General features: G+C 62.9%; 16 protein-coding genes. 4 read left to right on the top strand and 12 right to left on the bottom strand.

The features are described from left to right. Positions 1 to 153 precede the first annotated feature (153 nt). The 9 genes from Q8X51_RS22935 to Q8X51_RS22975 form a co-directional block, all read right to left on the bottom strand. Positions 154 to 1578, bottom strand: a complete 1425-nt coding sequence (locus tag Q8X51_RS22935; protein WP_407694152.1) for a carbohydrate porin — start codon at positions 1576 to 1578, stop codon at positions 154 to 156. Positions 1579 to 1660: 82 nt separating this feature from the next. Then, the gene (locus Q8X51_RS22940; protein ID WP_027608473.1) at positions 1661 to 2899 is read right to left on the bottom strand and encodes an MFS transporter; all 1239 of its coding nucleotides are present in this window, start codon (positions 2897 to 2899) and stop codon (positions 1661 to 1663) included. A 48-nt stretch (positions 2900 to 2947) separates the two neighbouring features. After that, positions 2948 to 3889, bottom strand: coding sequence for an NAD-dependent epimerase/dehydratase family protein (locus Q8X51_RS22945; RefSeq protein WP_407694153.1), 942 nt, complete (start codon positions 3887 to 3889; stop codon positions 2948 to 2950). Position 3890: 1 nt separating this feature from the next. Then, the gene (locus Q8X51_RS22950; protein ID WP_027608475.1) at positions 3891 to 4883 is read right to left on the bottom strand and encodes a fumarylacetoacetate hydrolase family protein; all 993 of its coding nucleotides are present in this window, start codon (positions 4881 to 4883) and stop codon (positions 3891 to 3893) included. Then, positions 4880 to 5311: a VOC family protein gene (locus tag Q8X51_RS22955; protein ID WP_407694154.1), complete on the bottom strand. Its 432-nt coding sequence runs from the start codon at positions 5309 to 5311 to the stop codon at positions 4880 to 4882. The genes Q8X51_RS22950 and Q8X51_RS22955 overlap by 4 nt, the downstream gene beginning before the upstream one ends. 11 nt (positions 5312 to 5322) lie before the next feature. Beyond that, complete coding sequence (locus Q8X51_RS22960; RefSeq protein WP_027608477.1) at positions 5323 to 6075, bottom strand: SDR family NAD(P)-dependent oxidoreductase; 753 nt, start codon at positions 6073 to 6075, stop codon at positions 5323 to 5325. Beyond that, the gene (hisD, locus tag Q8X51_RS22965; protein WP_027608478.1) at positions 6075 to 7358 is read right to left on the bottom strand and encodes a histidinol dehydrogenase; all 1284 of its coding nucleotides are present in this window, start codon (positions 7356 to 7358) and stop codon (positions 6075 to 6077) included. Before hisD ends, Q8X51_RS22960 begins: the two co-directional genes overlap by 1 nt. Positions 7359 to 7387: 29 nt before the next feature. Then, positions 7388 to 8404, bottom strand: coding sequence for an SMP-30/gluconolactonase/LRE family protein (locus Q8X51_RS22970; protein ID WP_098479355.1), 1017 nt, complete (start codon positions 8402 to 8404; stop codon positions 7388 to 7390). 15 nt (positions 8405 to 8419) lie between these two features. Next, positions 8420 to 9547, bottom strand: coding sequence for an FAD-dependent oxidoreductase (locus Q8X51_RS22975; protein ID WP_407694155.1), 1128 nt, complete (start codon positions 9545 to 9547; stop codon positions 8420 to 8422). A gap of 297 nt (positions 9548 to 9844) precedes the next feature. Between Q8X51_RS22975 and Q8X51_RS22980 the strand changes: the two genes are divergently transcribed. Next, entirely contained in the window at positions 9845 to 10771 is a 927-nt protein-coding gene (locus tag Q8X51_RS22980) for a LysR family transcriptional regulator (protein WP_407694156.1), read from the top strand. On the opposite strand, the gene Q8X51_RS22985 is transcribed toward Q8X51_RS22980, so the two are convergent. Further along, on the bottom strand, positions 10759 to 11199 hold the full coding sequence (locus Q8X51_RS22985) for a winged helix-turn-helix transcriptional regulator (protein ID WP_027608482.1): 441 nt from the start codon (positions 11197 to 11199) through the stop codon (positions 10759 to 10761). The two genes, Q8X51_RS22980 and Q8X51_RS22985, sit on opposite strands and share 13 nt — an antisense overlap. A 164-nt stretch (positions 11200 to 11363) precedes the next feature. Between Q8X51_RS22985 and Q8X51_RS22990 the strand changes: the two genes are divergently transcribed. Together Q8X51_RS22990 and Q8X51_RS22995 are read left to right on the top strand one after the other, a co-directional pair. Continuing rightward, positions 11364 to 12947 carry a phytoene desaturase family protein gene (locus tag Q8X51_RS22990; protein WP_092356967.1) on the top strand — a complete coding sequence of 528 codons (1584 nt, stop codon included), beginning with the start codon at positions 11364 to 11366 and terminating at the stop codon, positions 12945 to 12947. A gap of 2 nt (positions 12948 to 12949) precedes the next feature. Continuing rightward, entirely contained in the window at positions 12950 to 13174 is a 225-nt protein-coding gene (locus Q8X51_RS22995; protein WP_027608484.1) for a hypothetical protein, read from the top strand. Between the two features lie 51 nt (positions 13175 to 13225). Here the strand turns inward: Q8X51_RS22995 and nirD are convergent, their stop codons facing one another. Both nirD and nirB read right to left on the bottom strand, forming a co-directional pair. Further along, positions 13226 to 13588 carry a nitrite reductase small subunit NirD gene (nirD, locus tag Q8X51_RS23000; RefSeq protein ID WP_115488353.1) on the bottom strand — a complete coding sequence of 121 codons (363 nt, stop codon included), beginning with the start codon at positions 13586 to 13588 and terminating at the stop codon, positions 13226 to 13228. Next, on the bottom strand, positions 13588 to 16131 hold the full coding sequence (gene nirB / locus Q8X51_RS23005; protein WP_065928061.1) for a nitrite reductase large subunit NirB: 2544 nt from the start codon (positions 16129 to 16131) through the stop codon (positions 13588 to 13590). The genes nirD and nirB overlap by 1 nt, the downstream gene beginning before the upstream one ends. 693 nt (positions 16132 to 16824) lie before the next feature. Here nirB and Q8X51_RS23010 point away from each other — a divergent pair. After that, positions 16825 to 20832, top strand: a complete 4008-nt coding sequence (locus tag Q8X51_RS23010) for a molybdopterin-dependent oxidoreductase (protein ID WP_407694157.1) — start codon at positions 16825 to 16827, stop codon at positions 20830 to 20832. The last annotated feature ends 69 nt before the right edge of the window (positions 20833 to 20901 follow it).

A 20901-nucleotide genomic window follows, 5' to 3' on the forward strand; every position in this document is an offset into this window, starting at 1 on the left:
GGAAAGTGAAATTGCGCTGCATGGTTGTGTCCTCGTCAAACAGGGGTCTAAGGCCAGAGTAAGAAGCCCGGCCCATGCCGACTAATCGTTTGTCGACATGGGTTCTATCCACGGCGTGGATGGCTTCAGGCGCCCGCCATGGAGTGCGGCGAATCAGTGACGGCTGTTCAAACCCAGCATCTCGTCGAATTGCACATGCAACAGCAGCCCGGCGGCATAACCATCGCGCGGGTTGACGCCGGTGTAGGGGTTCAACCAACTGCTGGCTCCCCACGTACGCAGCACGAAGGGGCTGAGGACGATGCTGTCGGTGAGGATGAAGTTGGCGTCCAGCGCGACCGCATACTCGTTGCGCCCGGGGCGGTAACTGCCACCGCCCGATGCCGCGTGGGCCTCTTCAAGGAAGCGTTGCTCGCGACTGGTCAGTTGTGCCCAGTTGACGTTCACCGAATAGCTGTCGAACGGTCGGCTGCGAAAGGGTGCGGAAAGAATCAGCCCTGCGTTGCCTTGGGTGCCGACGCCATTGGTGGTGCCTTCATCAAGTGTGTGGGTCAAGCTGGCATAGGCTGCTACCGCCGTTGGGTTGAGGTCTTGGGTGGCGCCGCCGTCCTGGCGCCAGACGGTTTTCTTGGCGCCCAAGTAGAAACCTGTCACGCCCTTGCGGGTATCGGCAGCGGCAGTTGTGTCAGTGACTTTCGAGGTGCCGTTGACCGTGAAATAGGGGTCGGTCTGTTGCCCGTTATTGTGAAAGCCCAGCACCTCGAACGTTTGCGGGTAAGCTTGCATGCGGTAGTCGGTGCGATAGGCCAGGTTCGCCAGGTACACCGTACTCAAGGTGCCGCCACTTTCGCCGACGTCGCGCTCCCAGCCGTTGGTGAAAGGATAGGCATTGTTGCTGCGCCACGCACCGACCTGCGCGCGCACGGCGGGGCTGAAATCGTAGCCGACGCGCGCCCCCCAGTTGGCGTAGGGCGGCGGGTTGATACCGGCCGTGTCCTGCAGGATCGCGTTCACGCATCCCAGCGGCACGTTGCACAGCGGCAGCGCAAAGTAATTGCCGGCGTTGCTCTTGCCCGCTTCGATGGACAGCTTGTCGTCGAGCAATTTCTGCTCGTAGGTGAACAGGCTCAGGTGGCTGACATTCGGAATGTAAGGGCCCGGTTTACCGGCAATCACATCACCCACCTGCCCACCGTAGTCCAGGTTGCTGGTCCAGGGCACGTACAGCTGCTCGAAGTGGATCGTCCCACCGGGCAGGCCAATGAGCTTGTCGAGGTTGAAGTCGGCGCCGATGGCAAAGATGGTCAGTGACTCGTGGTTACCGGTGTACAGGCCGGCGCTGGGATTGCGCAGGTAAATCTCAGTCATCGACAGGTGCGGGCTCACACCATGGTCGTTGAGCCACTTGCCCTGCGCCTCAAGAAGCTTGCCACTTTTGGGTGGCACATTGGGCTCCACATTCAATACGCGCGGACCGACTTTTTCATTCGGGTACTCGTCGCTCGGCGCGTCGGCAGCCAGGGCGGGGCCTGCCGTCACGATGATCAATGCACAACCAACCGCCATTCGAATCGTCATGTTCAGTCTCTTTTGTTGTTTTTATGAGATAAGGGGGGCCTGCTCCGGTACCAGGGCACCGGAGTGTTCGGTCATTCCAGGGTCAGGCGTCTTCGAGATTGACGCCGGTCAGGCGCAGGTTGCGTGCCGCCCGGCACTTCACCAGGCTGGCGCCGAGTGCCAGCAGTACCACCGGCAGGCAGAGCCAGCCGGCCCAGCCAATGGTGGTGGCCAGGCTTCCGCTGACCTTGCCAACGGCCACGACCAGGATCGGACTGAAAAACATGCCCAGGCAGTAACTGCCGTACCACATGCCAGTACCCAACCCGCGGCGCTGCCACGGCAGTTCACGCATGTTCCAGATGGCCAGGGTGGGCAACATCAGGCCGCAGCCCAGGCCGTTGATCAGTGCAACAACCATGATTGCCTGCCAGGTGTGCATCGCCGGAATCAACAGAAAGCTGGTAGCGATCAGGCCAAAGGCCAGGGCCAGGCAATGGGGGGTGCGCAGGCCCAGGCGAGTCAGCAGATGCACGCTAAGAGTACCCAGCACGATCATCACGCTGCACGCCGACGCGACGAGGCCGGCGGTCTGCGGGGACGGTTCGCCAATGTCCCCGAGCAGGTAGGCCATCTGGATCTGCAGGATCATGAACATGACCGCGCCGATGAAGGTCACCACACAAATCCCCAGCATCAGCAACGGCCGAAAGCTCACGTTGTTGCGCGCCTGCTCTTCGTCCGACGCCATGCTGGCGGCGCGCGGTTCCCACAGCATGACCTTGCTCAATAGCGCCAGTGCCAGGGGCACCGCGTAGACCACATAGGGCATGCGCCAGCCAAGTTCACCCAAGGCGCCACCTACCATGAAGAACAGGATCGCCGACGACGACGCAAAGGTGGTTTGCAGCGCCAGGTACTTCTGGCGTTGCGCACCGCTGTAATAGTCGCCGATCAGCATGGTGCTGATGGTCACCACCACCGCCTCCACGCAGCCCAGGGCGATACGGCTGACGATGATTGCGTAGAGCGAGTCGAGGAACATCGGCATCAGGCCGAACACGCCGTAGCCGACAATCGACGCCACCAGCAATTGCTTACGCCCATACCGATCGGCCAACACGCCCACCAGCGGGCTGAGCAACGCCACCAGCAAGCCGGGAATAGTCAGTGCCACCGGGATCAGGAACTCGACGTTAGGCACGTCGGAAAAATGCGCCTGCATCTGTGGCAGGCTCGGCGCTACCACGATGGCCGCCATCGGTGACAGACAGTTGATCAACAACAACAGGTACGTAGCGAGGGTCGCCTTTGACTGGGTGACGCGGGTAGGAGCGTTCATGGTCTCTCCGGATTGTTATTATTAAAGGGTGAAACGCACGCTTGGGTATTACAACTGCAGGGTTCGCTCGATCAGTTGCTCGATGCCTCCATCATGGCGCAAGCCCAGGGCTTCGGATGCCTCGGCATGCAAGGGCGGGTAGCGGCCGAAATTCGCCTCCAGGTGTTCATCAGGCTGGTACTCCACCTGTGCACGGCGGTCTTCGCCGAAACGCCTGCACAGCCCGTCGACCAACTGCGCCATACTCAGGTGCAACACAGGCAGCGCGAACACTCGCCGCGCCACCAGTCGCTCGGGCGACAGCGTAGCGGCGTGCAGCAGGTTATCGACACAGCGTGCCGCCGACATCCACCAGGCCTGCGCCTGCGGCGATACCGGGCATTCGAAACGCGTGCCCGCCGCCAGCGCCCAGAACACCTCGCTCATGAACGCCGACAACAACCCGGAAGGTTGCGGCGGGCGGGCCACAATGCCCGGTAAGCGCAGGCTGATGCCATCGATCCAGCCACGGCGGCTGAAATCATCGATCAGCAACTCACCCATCAATTTCTGGGTGGCGTAACTCAATTGCGGATGCAGAGGCGTGTGGTCGTCTACCGCGGTCGCCAAGGGCGAGCCATACACCGCGATGGTGCTGGCGAACACTACCCGCGCCGGGTTGGGTTGATCCTTGAGCCCTTCCAGCAACGCCAGCGTGGCGTCCAGGTTGACTCGACGGCCCAGGCTGTAGTCGCGCTCGGCGGCCCCACCGGGGATGCTCGCCAAATGGAAGGCGATATCGACCGGTGTTTCCAGGGCATCGGCCAGCAACCGCAGGTCGGCGATACTGCCGGCAAGGCAGCGCACGCGGGGGTCCGGCGGTATCTGAGGAAACGCCAGGTCCAGCAGGGTCAAACGTGTCCAGCCCGGCAGTGCATAGGGATCGGCCAGTAAGCGACGTACCAGGGTGGCGCCCACAAAACCATTGGCGCCGGTGATCAATACATGCATGTCAGTGCTCCTGCACGGGGGCTGGAACAAACCGGTGATCGATGGCGCCGAACAGGCTTTGCCCGTCCAGGCCAAAGATTTCAAAGCGCAAACGGTCGCCGAATTTCAGGAAAGGCGTGTTCGCCTCACCCTGCTCGATCACTTCTATTGCACGTCGCTCGGCCAGGCAGGCCGAGCCTTTGGCGGTGTAGTCACGGTTGGAGAAGGTGCCCGAGCCCAGCACCGTACCGGCGCGCAAGTTGCGGGTACGAGCCAGGTGCATTACCAGTTCCGGGAAGCTGAAGTCCATTTCATCGCCGTTGGGTTCGCCGAAACGCTGGCCGTTGCACTGCACATGCAGCGGCAGCTTGACGCGGCCGTCGTGCCAGGCTTCGCCCAGTTCATCCGGGGTGACCGCCACCGGCGCAAACACCGTACTGGGTTTGGCCCGCAGTGGACCGAAACCGATACTCACCTCCTTGAACAGATGCGCGCGCAGGCTCACGTCGTTGAGCAGCATCAGCAACTTGATATGCCCCGCCGCTGCCGTTGGCTGAACGCCCATGGGCACATCATCAAGCACCACTGCCACCTCGCCCTCGAAATCGATCTGGTGGTCCTCGCCGGGCACCGGGTAATCGTCGCAGGCACCGAAGAAATCGTCCCCGGCGCCCTGGTAGATGATAGGCACGCCGGGATCTTTCTTGATGTCCAGATTGTACGCACGCTCCATCAGGCTGCCGTGGTTGAGGAACGACGAGGCATCGGCCCATTGGTAGGCACGGGGCAGCGGTGCCATGGCCGCGCGCGGGTCAAAATCGAACGCCTGGGGTGCCCGGCCTGCGTTAAGTGCGGCGGACAACTGCTGCAATGCCGGTTCGCAGCGGGGCCATTCTTCCAGCGCAGCCTGCAGGGTGCCGGCGATTCCACTGGCCAGCACCGCGCGGCCCAGGTCGCGACTGACAACCACCAAGCGCCCATCGCGGGTGTGATCCTTCAGGGTTGCAAGTTTCATCGGTGTGCTCCTGGCCCGGACCACAGGGCCGGGCATTCAATGAGTTCCAGCAGATTGCCGCTGTTGTCGCGCACAAAGCCCATGGGGCTGCCTTCGATGACCGTCTCAAAAACGATGTCGGCACCTTTGCCGCGCAACGCGTGGAAGGCAGTCGCGGCATCCTGCACGGCAAAGCACAAGTGCTTGTGGCCGTGGGTCTTGAGGTCCAGGTGCGGCTCGCGACGGTCACTCGGTAACGGGTGCGCTTGGTCCAGCTGGAACAGCTCAATGCGGTAGTCGCCGCAGCGGATAAAGGCGATATGCGCCGGGATCCGGTCAATGTAGCCGCGGCTTTCCAGCTCGAAACCGAGCATCAGCCGGTACCAGCCGATGGACGCCTCCAGGTCGGGGACGCTGATTCCGCCGTGGTGGGGTTTGATCGCAAACATGGCAGCCTTCCTCAGTTCAGTGCCCGACCGCCATCCACTGGGATGACCGCGCCGGTGGTAAATGTCAGGTGGCAGGCCAGGGCCAACACCGCCTGGGCGACCTCTTCGGGCAAGGCCAGGCGACCCAACGGGGTACGTGCGGCTTGCTCGTCACGCCAGCCCTGGGCCAGGCCCTGGACGAACTCCGTATCGGCCAACCCCGGCGCCACCGACACCACCCTTACCTGAGGCGCCAGGGCACGGGCCAGGGACTGGGTCAGGTTGTCCACCGCCGCCTTGCTCGCGCAGTAGGCAATATTGCTGCCCATCGCCGTACGCGCGGCAATCGAGCTGATGTTCACCACCAGCCCATCGCCGCCGGCCTTGAGCAGCGGTGCCAAGGCCCGGATACAGGCGATCGGACCGCGCACGTTGATGGCCAGGATATTGTCGATCAGCCCGTCATCCAGACCCTCAAGGTCGGCATGTTCGACAAACCGTGTCGTGCCGGCGCAATTGACCAGAATGTCGCAACGCCCAAAGTGCCTCTGTACCTGAGTGGCCAGTCGCTCGAGCATGGCGCTGTCGGTGACAGGTGCCGCCACGGCGAGGTGGCCACCGGCAACAGTCGGCAGGTCAGTCACCAGGGTATGGGCGGCATCGCTGGAGCGGTTGTACCCCGCCACTACGCTGGCACCCGCGCGGGCCAGGGCATGGCAGATCACCACCCCCAACCCGCCGGTGGCTCCGGTAACGACGGCGACCTTGCCTTCCAGGCGGCCCATCAGGAGGCCTTCTTCAGCCGACGCACACGGATATCCGCCTGTTCCTTGTGGCCGGAGAAATGCTCCAGTGCACACAACCGCGAGCAGACTTCACCGATGGCCACGCTGGCTTCGTCTGTGAGCACCCGCTGGTAGGTATGAGTCTTGATGAATTTGCCCACCCAGAGCCCGCCGGTGTAACGCCCGGCGCCCATGGTCGGCAGCGTGTGATTGGTGCCGATCACTTTGTCGCCGTAGGACACATTGGTGCGATGCCCCAGGAACAGGCCGCCATAGTGAGTCATGCGCGCCAGGAACCAGTCCGGGTCGCGGGTCATCACCTGCACGTGTTCAGAGCAGATGCGCTCGGATTCGGCGAGCATCTCTTCGTCGCTGTCACACAAGATGATCTCGCCATAGTCGCGCCAGGCCACACTGGCCACCGGAGCGGTGTCCAGGCGCGCGAGCACCTGCTCGATGGCCGCCGGCAATTCTTCGGCAATACGGCGGCTGGTGGTCACGCAAAACGCCGGTGAAGTCGGCCCATGTTCGGCCTGGCCCAGCAGGTCGACCGCCACCAGTTCGGCATCCACCGTGTCATCGCAGATGACCATGGTTTCCGTAGGCCCGGCGAACAGATCAATACCGACGCGACCGTACAGTTGACGCTTGGCTTCGGCCACGTAGGCATTGCCCGGACCGACGATCATGTCGACCTTCTCGATGTGTTCGGTGCCCAGGGCCATGGCAGCGACACCTTGCACGCCACCCATCACATAGATTTCATCAGCCCCCGCCATGGCCATCGCGGCGATGATCTCCGGCGACGGCTGGCCATCGAATGGCGGTGCACAGGCGATCACGCGTTTCACACCTGCCACTTTGGCGGTAAGCACGCTCATGTGCGCCGAGGCCAGCAGCGGGTACTTGCCGCCAGGGATGTAACAGCCTACCGAACTCACCGGGATGTGCTTGTGCCCGAGCACCACGCCCGGCAGGGTTTCGACCTCCACGTCGCGCATCGACAGCAACTGGATTTGGGCGAAGCGACGGATCTGGGCCTGGGCGAAGGTGATGTCCTCAATGGCCTGGGGCGACAGGCTGTCTATGCACGCCTGGATCTGCTCCTGGCTCAGCCGCAGGCTCGGCGGGTTCCAGCCGTCGAACTGTTGCGAGTACTCCCGCACAGCCGCTTCACCGCGCTGATCGATCGCATGGATAATCTGTTCGACCGTGTCGCGCACCTGGGCGTTGAGCGCCGCCTTGTGCTCCGCCGGTTTGCCTTTTTTCAGATAACGAATCATGAGCCGGTTCCTGTCTTGTTATTCGGTATTCAGCGCCAGTGGATCAGCGGTTGGCCCGCCAGTGGCGCCCGGAAAAACGGAATGCGTGTGCCCTGCAGACTGCCCAGGTACACGGTTTTCAAATCGGGCCCGCCAAACGTCAGGCTGGCCATCCACGGTGCCAGTGTGCCGTGGGCAGCCTGCATGATCTGCGGGGTGAGGGTTTTGGCGCGGTAGTGCTGGTTCAGCAACGCTGTGGCGACCGGGTTACCGTCATCAAGCAGGTTGAGTACTTCGCCATCGGGGGTCAGGGCAATCAGCTTGTCGCTCATCACCAAGGTCACCCACAGGTTGCCGAAGCTGTCGAAGGCAAAACCGTCGGGAAAGCCCTCCAGCTCCGCCGGGCCAAACACTTCACGCTCCCCTAGCGAGCCGTCGGCCTGCTGGCGCAGGCGGGAGATTCGCCGCACATTGCTTTCCACCACGTACAACCATTCTTCGTTGTCGTCGAAGCGGATTTCGTTGGTGCCGCCAAACCCTTCGGCGACGATGCGAATGCCCTGGGCGTCGATCACGCCGATGTAGCCATCCAGCACGCCGGAATTGATCGAGTCGGTCCACGGTTGCATCGTGGTCGTCACCGTGAACCAGATACGCCCCTTGCGATCCCGTAGAGGGAAGTTGGTCTTGCCCATGGGCTTGCCGTCAAGCTGGTCAAACAGCACCTGGACATGGCCCTGGCGGTCGAGCTTCTCGATACGGTCCAGGCCCCAGTTGCAGATAATGAAGTCGCCCTGCTCCGTCAGCGCCAGGCCATTGGGCAGCGACGCGCCCTGGGACTGCACATAGCGCGATTCGAAGGACGCCGCCTGCGCCTCCACCTGCGTGGGCGCCAACAAGGTCTGCTCGCCATTGGCAGTAATATGCATCACCCCGCCACGTGCGTCGGCGGACCACAGGCTGCCGTCGGGCTGGGCGATGATGCATTCGGGGCGCTGCAGATCGTGGCCGACGAAACCGATAGCGTCGCGGTCGACCTGCCAGCCTTTGAGTGGATTACGTTGCATGAGCATGTCCTTGGGTCAGATAGGCTGGGCGACCACATCGATCATCTGTTTCATCAAACCGGTGAAGTTGGCATCCGGTGTCGGCCGCTGCTCCCACTCGCCGATCTGCACGGACCCTTGGTTGATGAATTTGCAACGCTCGTAGCGACGCTGCATGAAACCTTCGAGCACCTCGGCCAGGCTCAGCTCGGCGCCACACAGTTCACCCAGCACCACGGCATCCTCCACCGCCTGCGCGGCGCCCTGGCCCATGTGCGGCGTGGTGGCGTGCGCGGCATCGCCAATCAACAATACGCGCCCGCGGTACCAGGGGGCCGGCATCAACAGGGCTTCGAGTGGGCGGTAGACCACTTGGGTGTTGTCGGTGATCTGGGCGCTCAGCTCCGGCACCAGGCCGCCGTAGCCTTCAAGGCGTCGGCGGAACTCGGCGGCCAGCGTGTCCGGGTCAAAGAACGGGTTGCCGGGTTCTTCGAACACCGACAGGATGTACAGGCTGTCTTCGGTCAATGGCGTGTAGCCAGCCTTGCCGCCCGGCTTGCCCTCAAACATGTGCGACCAGAGCAGGTCCTTGGGCCGTGGCAGGTTGTAGCGCCACACGCCCTGCCCCGTGAATTGCGGCGTGTACTGCTCGCCGAATACCGTCGTACGCACTTTGGAGTACACACCGTCGGCCCCCACCACCAGGTCATAATCACCCCGACTGCCGTCGGTGAACCTCACGCTGACGCCGTGTTCATGTTGAGAAATATCACTGAAGGTCAGGCCCAGACGCAGGTTGGCGCCACTGGCGGCCACCGCATCAAGCAATACCTGATGCAACGCCGGACGGGTCAGTCCGAGGTTCGCGGGATATTGCTCGCCGGCCAGCCGTGCACCACTGAGTTCGGCTTTTACCTCCCCCTGCTGGTTGCAGATGCGCAGGCCCTTGTAAGGGAAACCCGCGGCCACGGCCGCGTCGGCAATACCCAGTTGCGCCATGGCGCGAATGCAGTTGGCCTGGACCACGATACCCACGTGATACACCTTGGCCTGGGGGCTGATTTCGACAATATCGACCACTACGCCGGACTTGCGCAGGGCGATGGCGGCACTGAGACCGCCGATGCCACCGCCGACGATCAGCACATGCTTGATGGCGCTCATCAACGCACTCCTCTTGGATGCAGAGTGAAGTGGGCACACAGGCTTGGAAGCGTGAGGTGGGGCACAGGACTGCTCTCCATATTTATTGTTGTTATGGCCGGCCTCACAGGGGGCTGGCTGAACATGGGCCAACCTTACTCACCCCTCAGGTATGCCGGAAATTGTTTGTTCGGATAGGTCCCATCCATCAGATGGATAGCCCAACAGCCACCGCTATTTGCGTTTCAAATCCTTTGCCAGGCAGGTATAACAAGCCTGGATGCCCGTAAGCACAATCATAAAAAACGGAGTAACGCCATGCGCTTTCACGGTCTGGATTTGAACCTCCTCGTGGTGCTGGACATGCTGCTGGCGGAGCAGAACATCACCCGTACCGGTGAGCGCCTGCACCTCAGCCAGCCGGCCACCAGTGCGGCGTTGTCACGCCTGCGCGACTATTTCGAAGATGATTTACTGGTACAGGTCGGTCGCAGGATGGTCCGTACACCGATGGCCGAAACCCTGGCCCAGCCGATTCGTGATTTGCTGATCCAGATGCGCTCCACCTTGGAAAACCGCAGCCGATTCCAGCCGGACCTGGCACGCCGAAACTTCACGCTGATGGCGTCGGATTATGTGGGCATGGTGCTGCTGCCCGAGGTCAGTCGCAGGCTGAACACCCTGGCACCGTCATGCTCCATCGAACAGTTCCTGCCTACGGATGAGGCCGCCCTTGAGATCGAGCGTGGGCACGTGGACTTCCTGGTACTGCCGGACAAGAACATCCTCAAGGAACACCCCTGTGTGGCGCTGTTCAGCGATGAATACGTGTGCGTGATGTGCAAGGGCCATCCGGCCGCCAATGGGCCTTTGTCCATGGATGACTATAAGGCGCTGGGGCACGTGCTGGTGCGCTGGGGCGGCGAGCATCGCGCCCCGATGGCTGATGAGTGGTTTGCGCGCAGTTTCGGGTTCACACGCCGTGTGGAAGTGACCACCAACACCTTCAACAGTGTGCCGCCGTTTCTGATCGGTACCCTGCGGGTCGCCACCATGCACCGTCGCCTGGCGGAGAGATGGGCACAATACTTGCCGCTGCGGATCGTGTCCGCCCCCTGGACCGCGCCGCCGCTGACCATGTCCATGCAGTGGAACAAATACCAGCAGCTCGACCCCGGGCTGGCCTGGTTGCGCAACCTGATCATCGAGACCGCCGCCTCGATGGATCCCGATCAGGCATCGTAGGCCTGGCGGGCGGCCTCGATGACCGGGGCCTGTTGTTCGAGCCACACCAGCAGCGCCTCAAACTGGGTGACCAATGAAACGCCCAATGGCTTGAGGCTGTATTCCACCTGCGGCGGAATGGTAGCGATCACACGACGTTCGAGCATGCCGTCACGTTCCAGCGCACGCAGCTTGAGGGTGAGAATGCGCTGCGACAAGCTACCTTCCGCCATATCGTTGACCTGCCGTTGCAGTTCGGTAAAACGCAGCGTACCGGTGTGCAGCACCAGCAACAGCAACGGGGTCCAGCGGTCGCCAAGCCGAGCCAGGGATTCACGCACAGGCCCATGGGGATCATTGCCGCCGCGCAGCACCCGCGCTTTCAGATCATCCAGCGCCTGGCGCTGAATCTTGTCGACCACATGCATCGAGCCTTCACCTTTGTGCATCCCACTCTCCCTGCCAGCCCCTTGAGGGTACGTACATTCAGGTAACCGACCTACATTAAAGTGCCGTCTTCCGCCTGCCGGCCCGCTGCCCCAGTATCCGGCACAGCGGCGCCCTGCACCCGGGCAGTACGCCGACAACAAAAACAACAGAAGCGGAAGATCCTATGAATCATTACGATATCGTCGCCATCGGCGGCGGGCACAATGGCCTCGTGGCCGCAGCCTATCTGGCCAAGGCCGGCAAAAAAGTCCTCGTGCTGGAACGCAAGGACTATGTGGGCGGTGGCGTGACAACGCGCCAGCTTAACACTCCAGGCTTCTGGCATGACGAGCACTCCAGCGTGCATATCATGATCCAGGGCAACCCCATGATCACCCGCGACGAGCTCGGTCTGTTCAGCCGGTTCGGCCTCAAGTACAACTACTCCGATGTGCCCCATGCGACCGTCTTCGAAGACGGCAGCGCACTGATTACCTACCGCGACCTGGACAAGGCCTGCGAATCCATCGCCAGCGTGTCGCCTCGCGACGCAGAGACCTATCGCAAGCTGGCGACCAAGGCCGCCGGGCTGTTGCCGATGTTCCTCTCCGGTTTCTATTCGCCCCCGCCGCCCATGGGGGCCATGGTCGCCATGCTTGACCAGAGCCAGGAAGGCCGCGAGATGTTCGACGCCATGCAGCGCAGTACCCTGGACATCGTCGACAACCTGTTTGAGCACGACAAGGTCAAGATCCACCTGTTGCGGGTGATCGCCGAAAACCTGCAAGCCCCGGACGAGTTGGGTACAGGTATGGGTGTGTATGTGTTCGTCGGCATCATGCACACCTACGGCGTGTCGCAACCGGTGGGTGGCAGTGGCAAGCTTTCAGAAGCCTTGGTGCGCTGCATCGAGCACCACGGCGGCGAGATCCGTTGTAACAGCGAAGTGCACAAGGTGATCGTCGAAGGCGGGCGCGCCAACGGTGTGGAGCTGGCCGACGGTGAGCGAATTCTGGCCCGAGACGCGGTGGTCGGCGCCTTGCACCCCCATGTCATCAAACGCTTCGTCGACGGGCTTGATCCTGGGGTGACCGCACGCGCCGAACGCGCCACGCTGGCCCCATTCAGCCTGTTCGTGAGCCACTACGACTTGCACCGGCAGGCCGAGTTTCATGCCGGCGCCGATGTCGGTCGCGCCACGATGCTGACCATGATGAGCTGCGACCGCCTGAGCGACATGCTCGACGACTTCGACGAGTTGCGCCGTGGGCGGGTGTCCAGGCGCAGGCTGGTGGCCGGTGGCGACGAGAGCATCAATGACCCGACCCGCGTGCCGCCAGGCAAGGGCATGTTCCACGGTATGACGTTCGCACCCTATGACCTCGCCGAAGGCGGTGCCGCGCGCTGGGACGAGTACAAGGAGGAATTCGGCGATCTGAGCCTCCAGGCGTACCGCAAGTTCGTCAAGAACCTTACGCCGGATAACATCATCGCCCGCAAGGTGTGCTCGCCGCTGGACCTGGAACGCAGTTCGCCCAACTCCATGGTCAAGGGCGATGTACACGGCGTCGCACCCTACTTCTACCAGAGTTTCGCCCACCGCCCTACGCCCGACCTCGGCCGCTTGAGCGTACCCGGGCTGGACAACCTGTACCTGGTGGGTCCTTTCATGCACCCGGGCGGCGGCGTATTCGGCGCCGGCCGGGGCACCGCAATCAAAATATTCGATGACCTGGGCATCGATTTCGACCGTGTGACAAGGAACTGATCATGAAAATATTCGGCAGCGACAACAGCGAGCTGATGACCGTGAGCGCCATAGAGCGCAGCGGTGACGACCTGGTACTCAAGGGTAAGATCTTCGGCGCCATGCCCATGCTGGCCAGGGTGCGACCGGAAGAAGCACGTGCAGCCTTGCGCCTGCTTGATATCAAGACGGCTGTGTTCCTCTTGAGCCTGCTGTTCAGGCCGGCCAGCCGCAAAGCCGGCAAGTAGGCGCCAGGGTGCTGCAGGAGAGCGGCTTGGCCATTCACCTGCAGCGCTGCATCAGTCCACTCCCAACTCCACCACCCCACCGCTCAGCCGCACCGGCCATACCCGCAAACGCTGGTGCGGTGCCTCCAGGCATTGGCCGTCGTGCAAACGGTAATGCTGCTTGTAGATCGGCGCGGCCACCACCAGGTCGCCCTTGATGCTGCCGACCAGCCCGCGTCCGATCACATTCGCGCCGGATTCCGGGTCGTGGTTGTCGATGGCGTACAGCGTCTGGTCCTGGGCGCCGGGCAGGTAGAACAGCGCGACCTGGGCGCCGTCCAGCCACACCACGACGCCGGAATTACTCACCAGGTCGGTCTCTTTGCACACGCTTTTCCAGGTGGCAAGGTTGCGCTGCGTGTTGGACTGGCTCATCAGGCAAGCTCCTCGGTGACGGCAATCAGGTTGAGTTCGGCGGCCATGATCGGCCGACGCTGGCCGCGTTCCTGGACAAAGTGGATGTCCGGGTCGGGGCGTTTGTCGTTGACGAAGGTGCGGAAGCGCTTGAGTTTTTCCGGGTCCTTGAGGGCGTTGGCCCACTCGCATTCATAGCGGTCGACCACCCGTTGCATCTGCGCTTCGAGCTCGGCGCCCAGGCCCAGGCTGTCGTGCAGGATCACGTCCTTGAGGAAATCCAGGCCGCCTTCCAGGCTTTCGCGCCAGACCGAGGTGCGTTGCAATTTGTCGGCGGTGCGGATGTAGAACATCAGGAAGCGGTCGATGTACTGGATCAGCGTGGCGTCATCCAGGTCGGTGGCGAACAGTTCGGCGTGGCGTGGGCGCATGCCGCCGTTGCCGGCGATGTAGAGGTTCCAGCCCTTCTCGGTGGCGATCACGCCCACGTCCTTGCTCTGGGCTTCGGCGCATTCGCGGGTGCAGCCGGATACCGCGAACTTGAGCTTGTGCGGCGAACGCAGGCCCTTGTAGCGGTCCTCGATCAGCAGCGCCATTTTCACGCTGTCCTGCACACCGTAGCGGCACCAGGTGCTGCCCACGCAGGACTTCACCGTGCGCGTGGATTTGCCGTAGGCGTGGCCGGTTTCAAACCCGGCCGCGATCAGCTCGGCCCAGATGTCCGGCAGCTCGTGCAGTTGCGCGCCAAACAGGTCGATGCGCTGGCCGCCGGTGATCTTGGTGTAGAGGTCGTATTTCTTCGCCACTTCGCCAATCACGATCAACTTGTCGGCGGTGATCTCGCCGCCCGGAATACGCGGCACCACCGAGTAGGTGCCGTTTTTCTGCATGTTGGCCATGAAGGTATCGTTGGTGTCCTGCAACGGCACCAGGGACGCGTCCATGATCGGCTGGTTCCAGCACGAGGCCAGGATCGACCCCACCGCCGGTTTGCACACATCGCAGCCGGTGTGGCCACGGCCGTGCTTGGCCAGCAGTTCTTCAAACGTGAGCACCCCTTCCACACGCACCAGGGCATACAACTCCTGGCGGGTGTAGGCGAAATGTTCGCACAGGCTCTTGTCGACGCTGACGCCACGGGCAATCAGCTCGTGCTCGAACACCTGCTTGAGCAAGCCGGCGCACCCACCGCAACCGGTGCAGGCCTTGGTCTGCGACTTGAGCAGGCCGAGGTCGCTGCACCCGCCGTCGATGGCCGAGCAGATCGCGCCCTTGTTGACGTTGTGGCACGAACACACCGTGGCCGAGTCCGGCAAGGCGCCTGGGCCGAGGGTCGGTGCGCCGCTGGACGATGGCAGGATCAGGCTCGCCGGTTCGGCCGGCAGCGCGATGCTGTTCTGCATGTATTGCAGCAAGGTGTCGTAGTAGCTGTTGTCGCCGACCAGCACCGCGCCAATCACGTGTTTGCCGCTCGCATCCACCACCAGGCGCCGATAGCTGGCGCTCGCCTCGTCGATGAACTGGTAGCTGCGCGCACCCGGCGTATGGGCGTGGGCGTCGCCGATGGAGCCCACGTCCACGCCCAGCAACTTGAGCTTGGTGGACATGTCGGCGCCGACAAACGGCTCGGCGCTGTGCTCGCACAACAGCGCGGCGACGCCACGAGCCATTTGGTAACCCGGCGCAACCAGGCCGAACAGGCTGCCGTTCCAGGAGGCGCATTCGCCAATCGCGTAGATATTGGGATCGCAGCTCAAGCACTCGTCGTTGATCACCACGCCGCCGCGCGGGCCAATCTCCAGGCCGGCCTGGCGAGCCAGGGCATCCTGGGCGCGGATCCCGGCGGAGAACACGATCAGGTCGGTCTCCAGGAACTCGTCATTGGCAAAGTTCATGCGGTAGCGGTACTGCTCGCCTGCACTGATCGATTGGGTGGCGCGGGACAGATGCACACCGACGCCCAGCCGCTCGATCTGGGCCTTGAGCGCCAGGCCGCCAAAATCATCCAGCTGTACCGGCATCAAGCGCGGCGCGAACTCCACCACATGGGCTTCCAGGCCCAGGCTTTTCAGGGCGTTGGCGGCTTCCAGGCCGAGCAGGCCACCGCCCACCACCACACCACGGCGGGCATTGGCGGCAGCGGCACGGATGGCGTCGAGGTCTTCGAGGGTGCGATACACCAGGCGCGAGTCGCCTTCGGCGCCCTCGATCGGCGGCACGAACGGATAGGAACCGGTGGCCAGCACCAGCTTGTCGTAGCCCACGCAGCCCTGGGCGGTGATCACTTCACAGCGTTCGCGATCGATCTCCAGCACCGGTACACCCAGGTGCAGGGTGACACCCGGCGTCTGGTACAACGCGGCGTCGGACAACGCCAGGGACTCGGCATCGCGGCCGGTGAAATACTCGGAAAGATGCACGCGGTCATAGGCACGCATCGGCTCTTCGCTGAACACGTGCAACCGGTAGTGATCCAGCGCGCCGCGTTCGATCAATTGCTCCACGCAATGGTGGCCGACCATGCCATTGCCGACGACGATCAGGGTTTTCATCTGTTTGTTCATAGCAAGCACCCGACAACGTTCATCACGGTTTAAAAAGCAAAAAAAAACGCCTGAAACCTTGCGGTTCCAGGCGCCTTTGCCTGTTCTTATGCGGGATCGGATCGGCGACTGCGCCGGATCTACCGCTTTATGCCCCTGTTGTCGATCGTCGTTGACCGAGGTGGGTTGAGGGGGAGCTTGCAGGGTCTGTGCCAATTGGTCGCGAGCCTTACTGCGACGCCTTCTAGCGGCACTCATCGAGTTTGAATGCTCACTTCAGCGCCTCCAACTGGTGCATCCCGCGACAAAAAAGTGCATTCCCGGATAAAAATCAAAGGGTCACAGAAGAGCGGGCTTATTGTGGTGAGCGGGCTTGCCCCGCGCTGGGTGGCGAAGCCGCCCCATCACTGCCACAGCTTACTTCCTGTAAGGACTGAGGCGCCTGGGTTTAGGGCTGCTACGCAGCCCAGCGCGGGGCAAGCCCGCTCACCACAGCAAGCCCACTCACCACTGTAAGCCCACTCACCACAACAAGCTGGCTTGCCACAATTTGCCCGTGCTTAAGAAATTGGCGCGTGACTTGCTAGGAACACACACAGAGCAGTCAACGCTGATTGCCCATTCACGACAAAGGCGCCGTGCAATCCCCGTTTCCAACGGAGGGTTGCAGGGCGCTTTTTTGTTGGCGGGCAGAAAAAGTTTCGAGGGTGACGGATGGCAAACCAAAGCGTACGCAGTGTGTGTCCCTATTGTGGTGTGGGCTGCGGCATCATCATGCAGGTCAAGCACAATAAGGTGGTCAAGGTCATCGGTGACAAGGCCCACCCCACCAACTTCGGCCGCCTGTGCACCAAAGGCACCACCTGCGGGCAGGCCATCGCCGAGTCCGGGCGGATGGAAAACGCCTACCTGCGCGAGAAGCGTGACCACGACCCGGTGCGCATCGCCATGGACACCGCCATCAGCGAAACCGCCGGGCGCCTGCGCGGCATCCTCGACAGCCACGGGCCGGATGCCCTGTCCTTTTACGTCTCCGGGCAAATGTCCCTGGAAGCCCAGTACCTGATCAATAAACTGGCCAAGGGCTTTGTGCGCACCAACAACGTCGAGTCCAACTCGCGGCTGTGCATGGCCAGCGCCGGCAGCGGCTACAAGCTTTCCCTCGGTTCCGATGGGCCGCCGGGCTCCTATGAAGACTTCGACCGCGCCGACCTGTTCTTCGTGATCGGCGCCAATATGGCCGACTGTCACCCGATCCTGTTCCTGCGCATGATGGACCGGGTCAAGGCCGGGGCGAAGCTGATCGTGGTCGATCCACGGCGCAGCGCCACCGCCGACAAAGCCGACCTGTACCTGCCGATCAAACCGGGCACCGACCTCGCCCTGCTCAATGGCCTGTTGCACCTGCTGGTCAAGAACGGCCACACCGACCCGGCCTTTATTGCCGCGTTCACCGAGGGCTGGGAGGCCATGCCCGGCTTTCTCGAGGACTACCCGCCGCACACGGTCGCCGAGATCACCGGCCTGGCCGAAGCGGATATCCGCCAGGCTGCCGACTGGATAGGCGCGGCTGCCGAGTGGATGAGCTGCTGGACCATGGGCCTCAACCAAAGCACCCACGGCACCTGGAACACCAACGCCCTGTGCAACCTGCACCTGGCCACCGGCGCCATCTGCCGCCCCGGCAGCGGGCCGTTTTCCCTCACCGGCCAACCCAATGCCATGGGCGGCCGTGAGATGGGCTACATGGGCCCGGGCCTGCCGGGGCAGCGCTCGGTGCTGGTAGAAGCCGACCGCGCATTTATCGAAGACCTCTGGCAGATCCCCGCAGGCAGCCTGCCGCGCCAGGTCGGCGGCGGCACCGTGGCGATGTTCGAGCAGATGAGCGCGGGGCAGATCAAGGCCTGCTGGATCATCTGCACCAACCCGGTGGCCAGCGCGCCCAATCGCCGCAAGGTGATCGAAGGCCTGCAAGCCGCCGAACTGGTGATCACCCAGGATGCCTTCCTCGACACCGAGACCAACCGCTACGCCGACATCCTGCTGCCCGGCGCGCTGTGGGCCGAGGCCGAAGGGGTGATGATCAACTCCGAGCGCAACCTGACCCTGATGCAAAAAGCCGTCGAACCACCGGGCCAGACCTTGCCCGACTGGCAGATCATCGCCAGGGTCGCGAGTGAAATGGGCTTTGCCGAAGCCTTCACCTATGCCAGCGCCGCCGAGGTCTTCGACGAGATCAAGCGCGCCTGGAACCCCAAGACCGGCTATGACATTCGCGGCGCCAGCCATCAACGGCTGCGCGCGCAACCGCTGCAATGGCCCTGCGCTTCAGACGCGGGCGCCGACCGCAACCCGATCCGCTACCTGAATACAGGCACGCTCAGATTCGCCACCGACAACGGCAAGGGCCAGTTCCTGGCGCGCCCACATATGCCGCCGGCGGAGATGCCGGATGAGGCCTTCCCTTTCGTGCTCAACACCGGCCGTTTGCAGCACCAGTGGCATACCCTGACCAAGACCGGCAAGGTCGCCACCCTGAACAAACTCAACCCCGGCCCCTTCGTCGAACTGCACCCCGAAGACGCCGCCAGCCTGGGCATCCAGGACAAGGACCGCGTGGAGGTGCGCTCCCAGCGCGGGCGTGCCGTGCTGCCTGCGGTGGTCACCGACCGCGTGCGGCCGGGCAACTGTTTTGTGCCTTTCCACTGGAACGATGTATTTGGCGAAAACCTGGCGATCAACGCGGTGACCAACGACGCGGTCGATCCGATTTCCCTGCAGCCCGAGTTCAAGTTCTGTGCCGTGGCCTTGGCCCGAGTCGAGTTGATCGATCATCAGTTTCTCGATGGGCCGGTCTCGCAAGACTTGCCCCCCTTAGTAGAGGACCTCACCCTGTCGCGCCTCGACGCCTTCGCCGATATTGCCGGCATCCGCAACCTGCCGGCGCCGACACTGAGCGATAGCGAGCGTACTTACCTCGCAGGTTTCCTCAGCGGTCTGCGCTCCGAGGCCGGGCGCCTGGCAGCGGGTGTGCCGGTGATGCCAACCCATGCGCCGCTGACCAAGGATTCCCGACTGTGGCTGGACGGTTTGCTCGGCGGATTGTTCAGCCGCGCAGACGTCAGCGCCATCGCCGCAACGCCCTCCCCGGCCGTCACCCTGTTATGGGCCTCCCAGACCGGCAACGCCGAAGCCCTCGCCGAGCGATTCGCCAAGCGCCTGCGCGACGCCGGTATCAGCGTCGAGCTCAGCGCGATGGCGGATTTCCCGGCCAGCAAACTGGCGAGCACACAAAACCTGGCGCTGATCAGCAGCACCTTCGGCGATGGCGACCCGCCGGACAACGGCGAAGGCTTCTGGCACAGCCTCAGCACCGCCGAGATGCGCCTGGAGTCGCTGCGCTTTGCGGTACTGGCCCTGGGCGATCCGAATTACGACCAGTTTTGCAAGCACGGCCAGCGACTCGACCAGCGCTTGCTGGAGCTGGGCGCGACCCGCCTGCTGGAGCGCGTGGATTGCGACACCGAATTCGAAGAGCGCGCCTATGCCTGGCTGGCACAGTTGCAACACAGCCTCAACCCGGCCAAAGCCGCGACGCTCGCCCCACCCGCCACACCGGCCGGCAAAACCAAGCTGCATGGCTCACGGCTGCTGCTCAACCGGCACCTGAACCCGCAGAGCACCCACAAGGAAACCCGCCAGTTCGCCCTGGACCTGACCGACTCCGGGCTGAGCTATGAAGCCGGTGATGCCCTGGGAGTGATGCCGCGCAACTGCCCGGAGCTGGTCAGCGAACTGCTCGACCTGACCCGCCTGGATGCCAGTGCCTGCGTGAACATCGACACCTTCGGCGATGTACCGCTGCACCAGGCATTGACCCAGCGTTTCGAAATCGCCCGCCCCAGCAGCGACACCCTGGCCTTTATCGCCGAGCGCAGTGCCAACCCAGGCCTTAAGCGCCTGCTGAGCCCCGAGCACAAGACCGAACTGCAGGCTTGGCTGTGGGGCCGGCAACTGGTGGATGTGTTGCACGAATACCCCATCGATTGCTCGGCGGACGAACTGCTCGGCACCCTCAAGCGCCTGCAACCACGTTTGTATTCAATCGCCTCCAGCGCCAAGGCCTACCCGCAGGAAGTGCACCTCACCGTGGCCGCCGTGCGCTATGGCAAGCGCAAGGGCGTATCCTCGACCTTCCTCGCCGACCGCGCCGCAGACAGCGAGGTGCCGTTGTTCGTGCAGCCGTCCAAGCACTTCCGCATACCGGCCGACGGCGACGTGCCGATGATCATGATCGGCCCCGGCACCGGTGTGGCGCCGTTCCGCGCGTTTTTGCAGGAACGTCGGGCCCAGGGACACCAGGGCCGCAACTGGCTGTTCTTCGGCGAGCAGCACGCGGCCAGCGACTTCTATTATCAGGATGAACTGCAAGGCATGCAGCGCGACGGCCTGCTCACCCACCTGAGCCTGGCGTTCTCCCGTGACCAGGCGCAAAAGATCTACGTACAGGACCGCCTCCACGAACAGGGGGCCGAGCTGTGGCGCTGGTTGCAGGACGGCGCCAAGCTGTATATCTGCGGGGATGCCAGCCACATGGCCAAGGACGTCGACCAGGCCCTGCGCCAGGTCGCGCAAACCCACGGCGGGCTTGGCGTTGAGGGCGCCGTGGAGTACTGGCGCCAGTTGAGCGAACAGAAGCGCTATCTGCGTGATGTCTACTGATTGGATACAGAACAATAAGCACTTTGTATTGTGTACAAAAAACCCTAAAGATTTACCGGCATCGGGCCG

The organism is Pseudomonas sp. Yb2C2, assembly GCF_052112325.1.
In the GTDB taxonomy this organism is placed as follows: Bacteria; Pseudomonadota; Gammaproteobacteria; order Pseudomonadales; family Pseudomonadaceae; genus Aquipseudomonas; species Aquipseudomonas marginalis.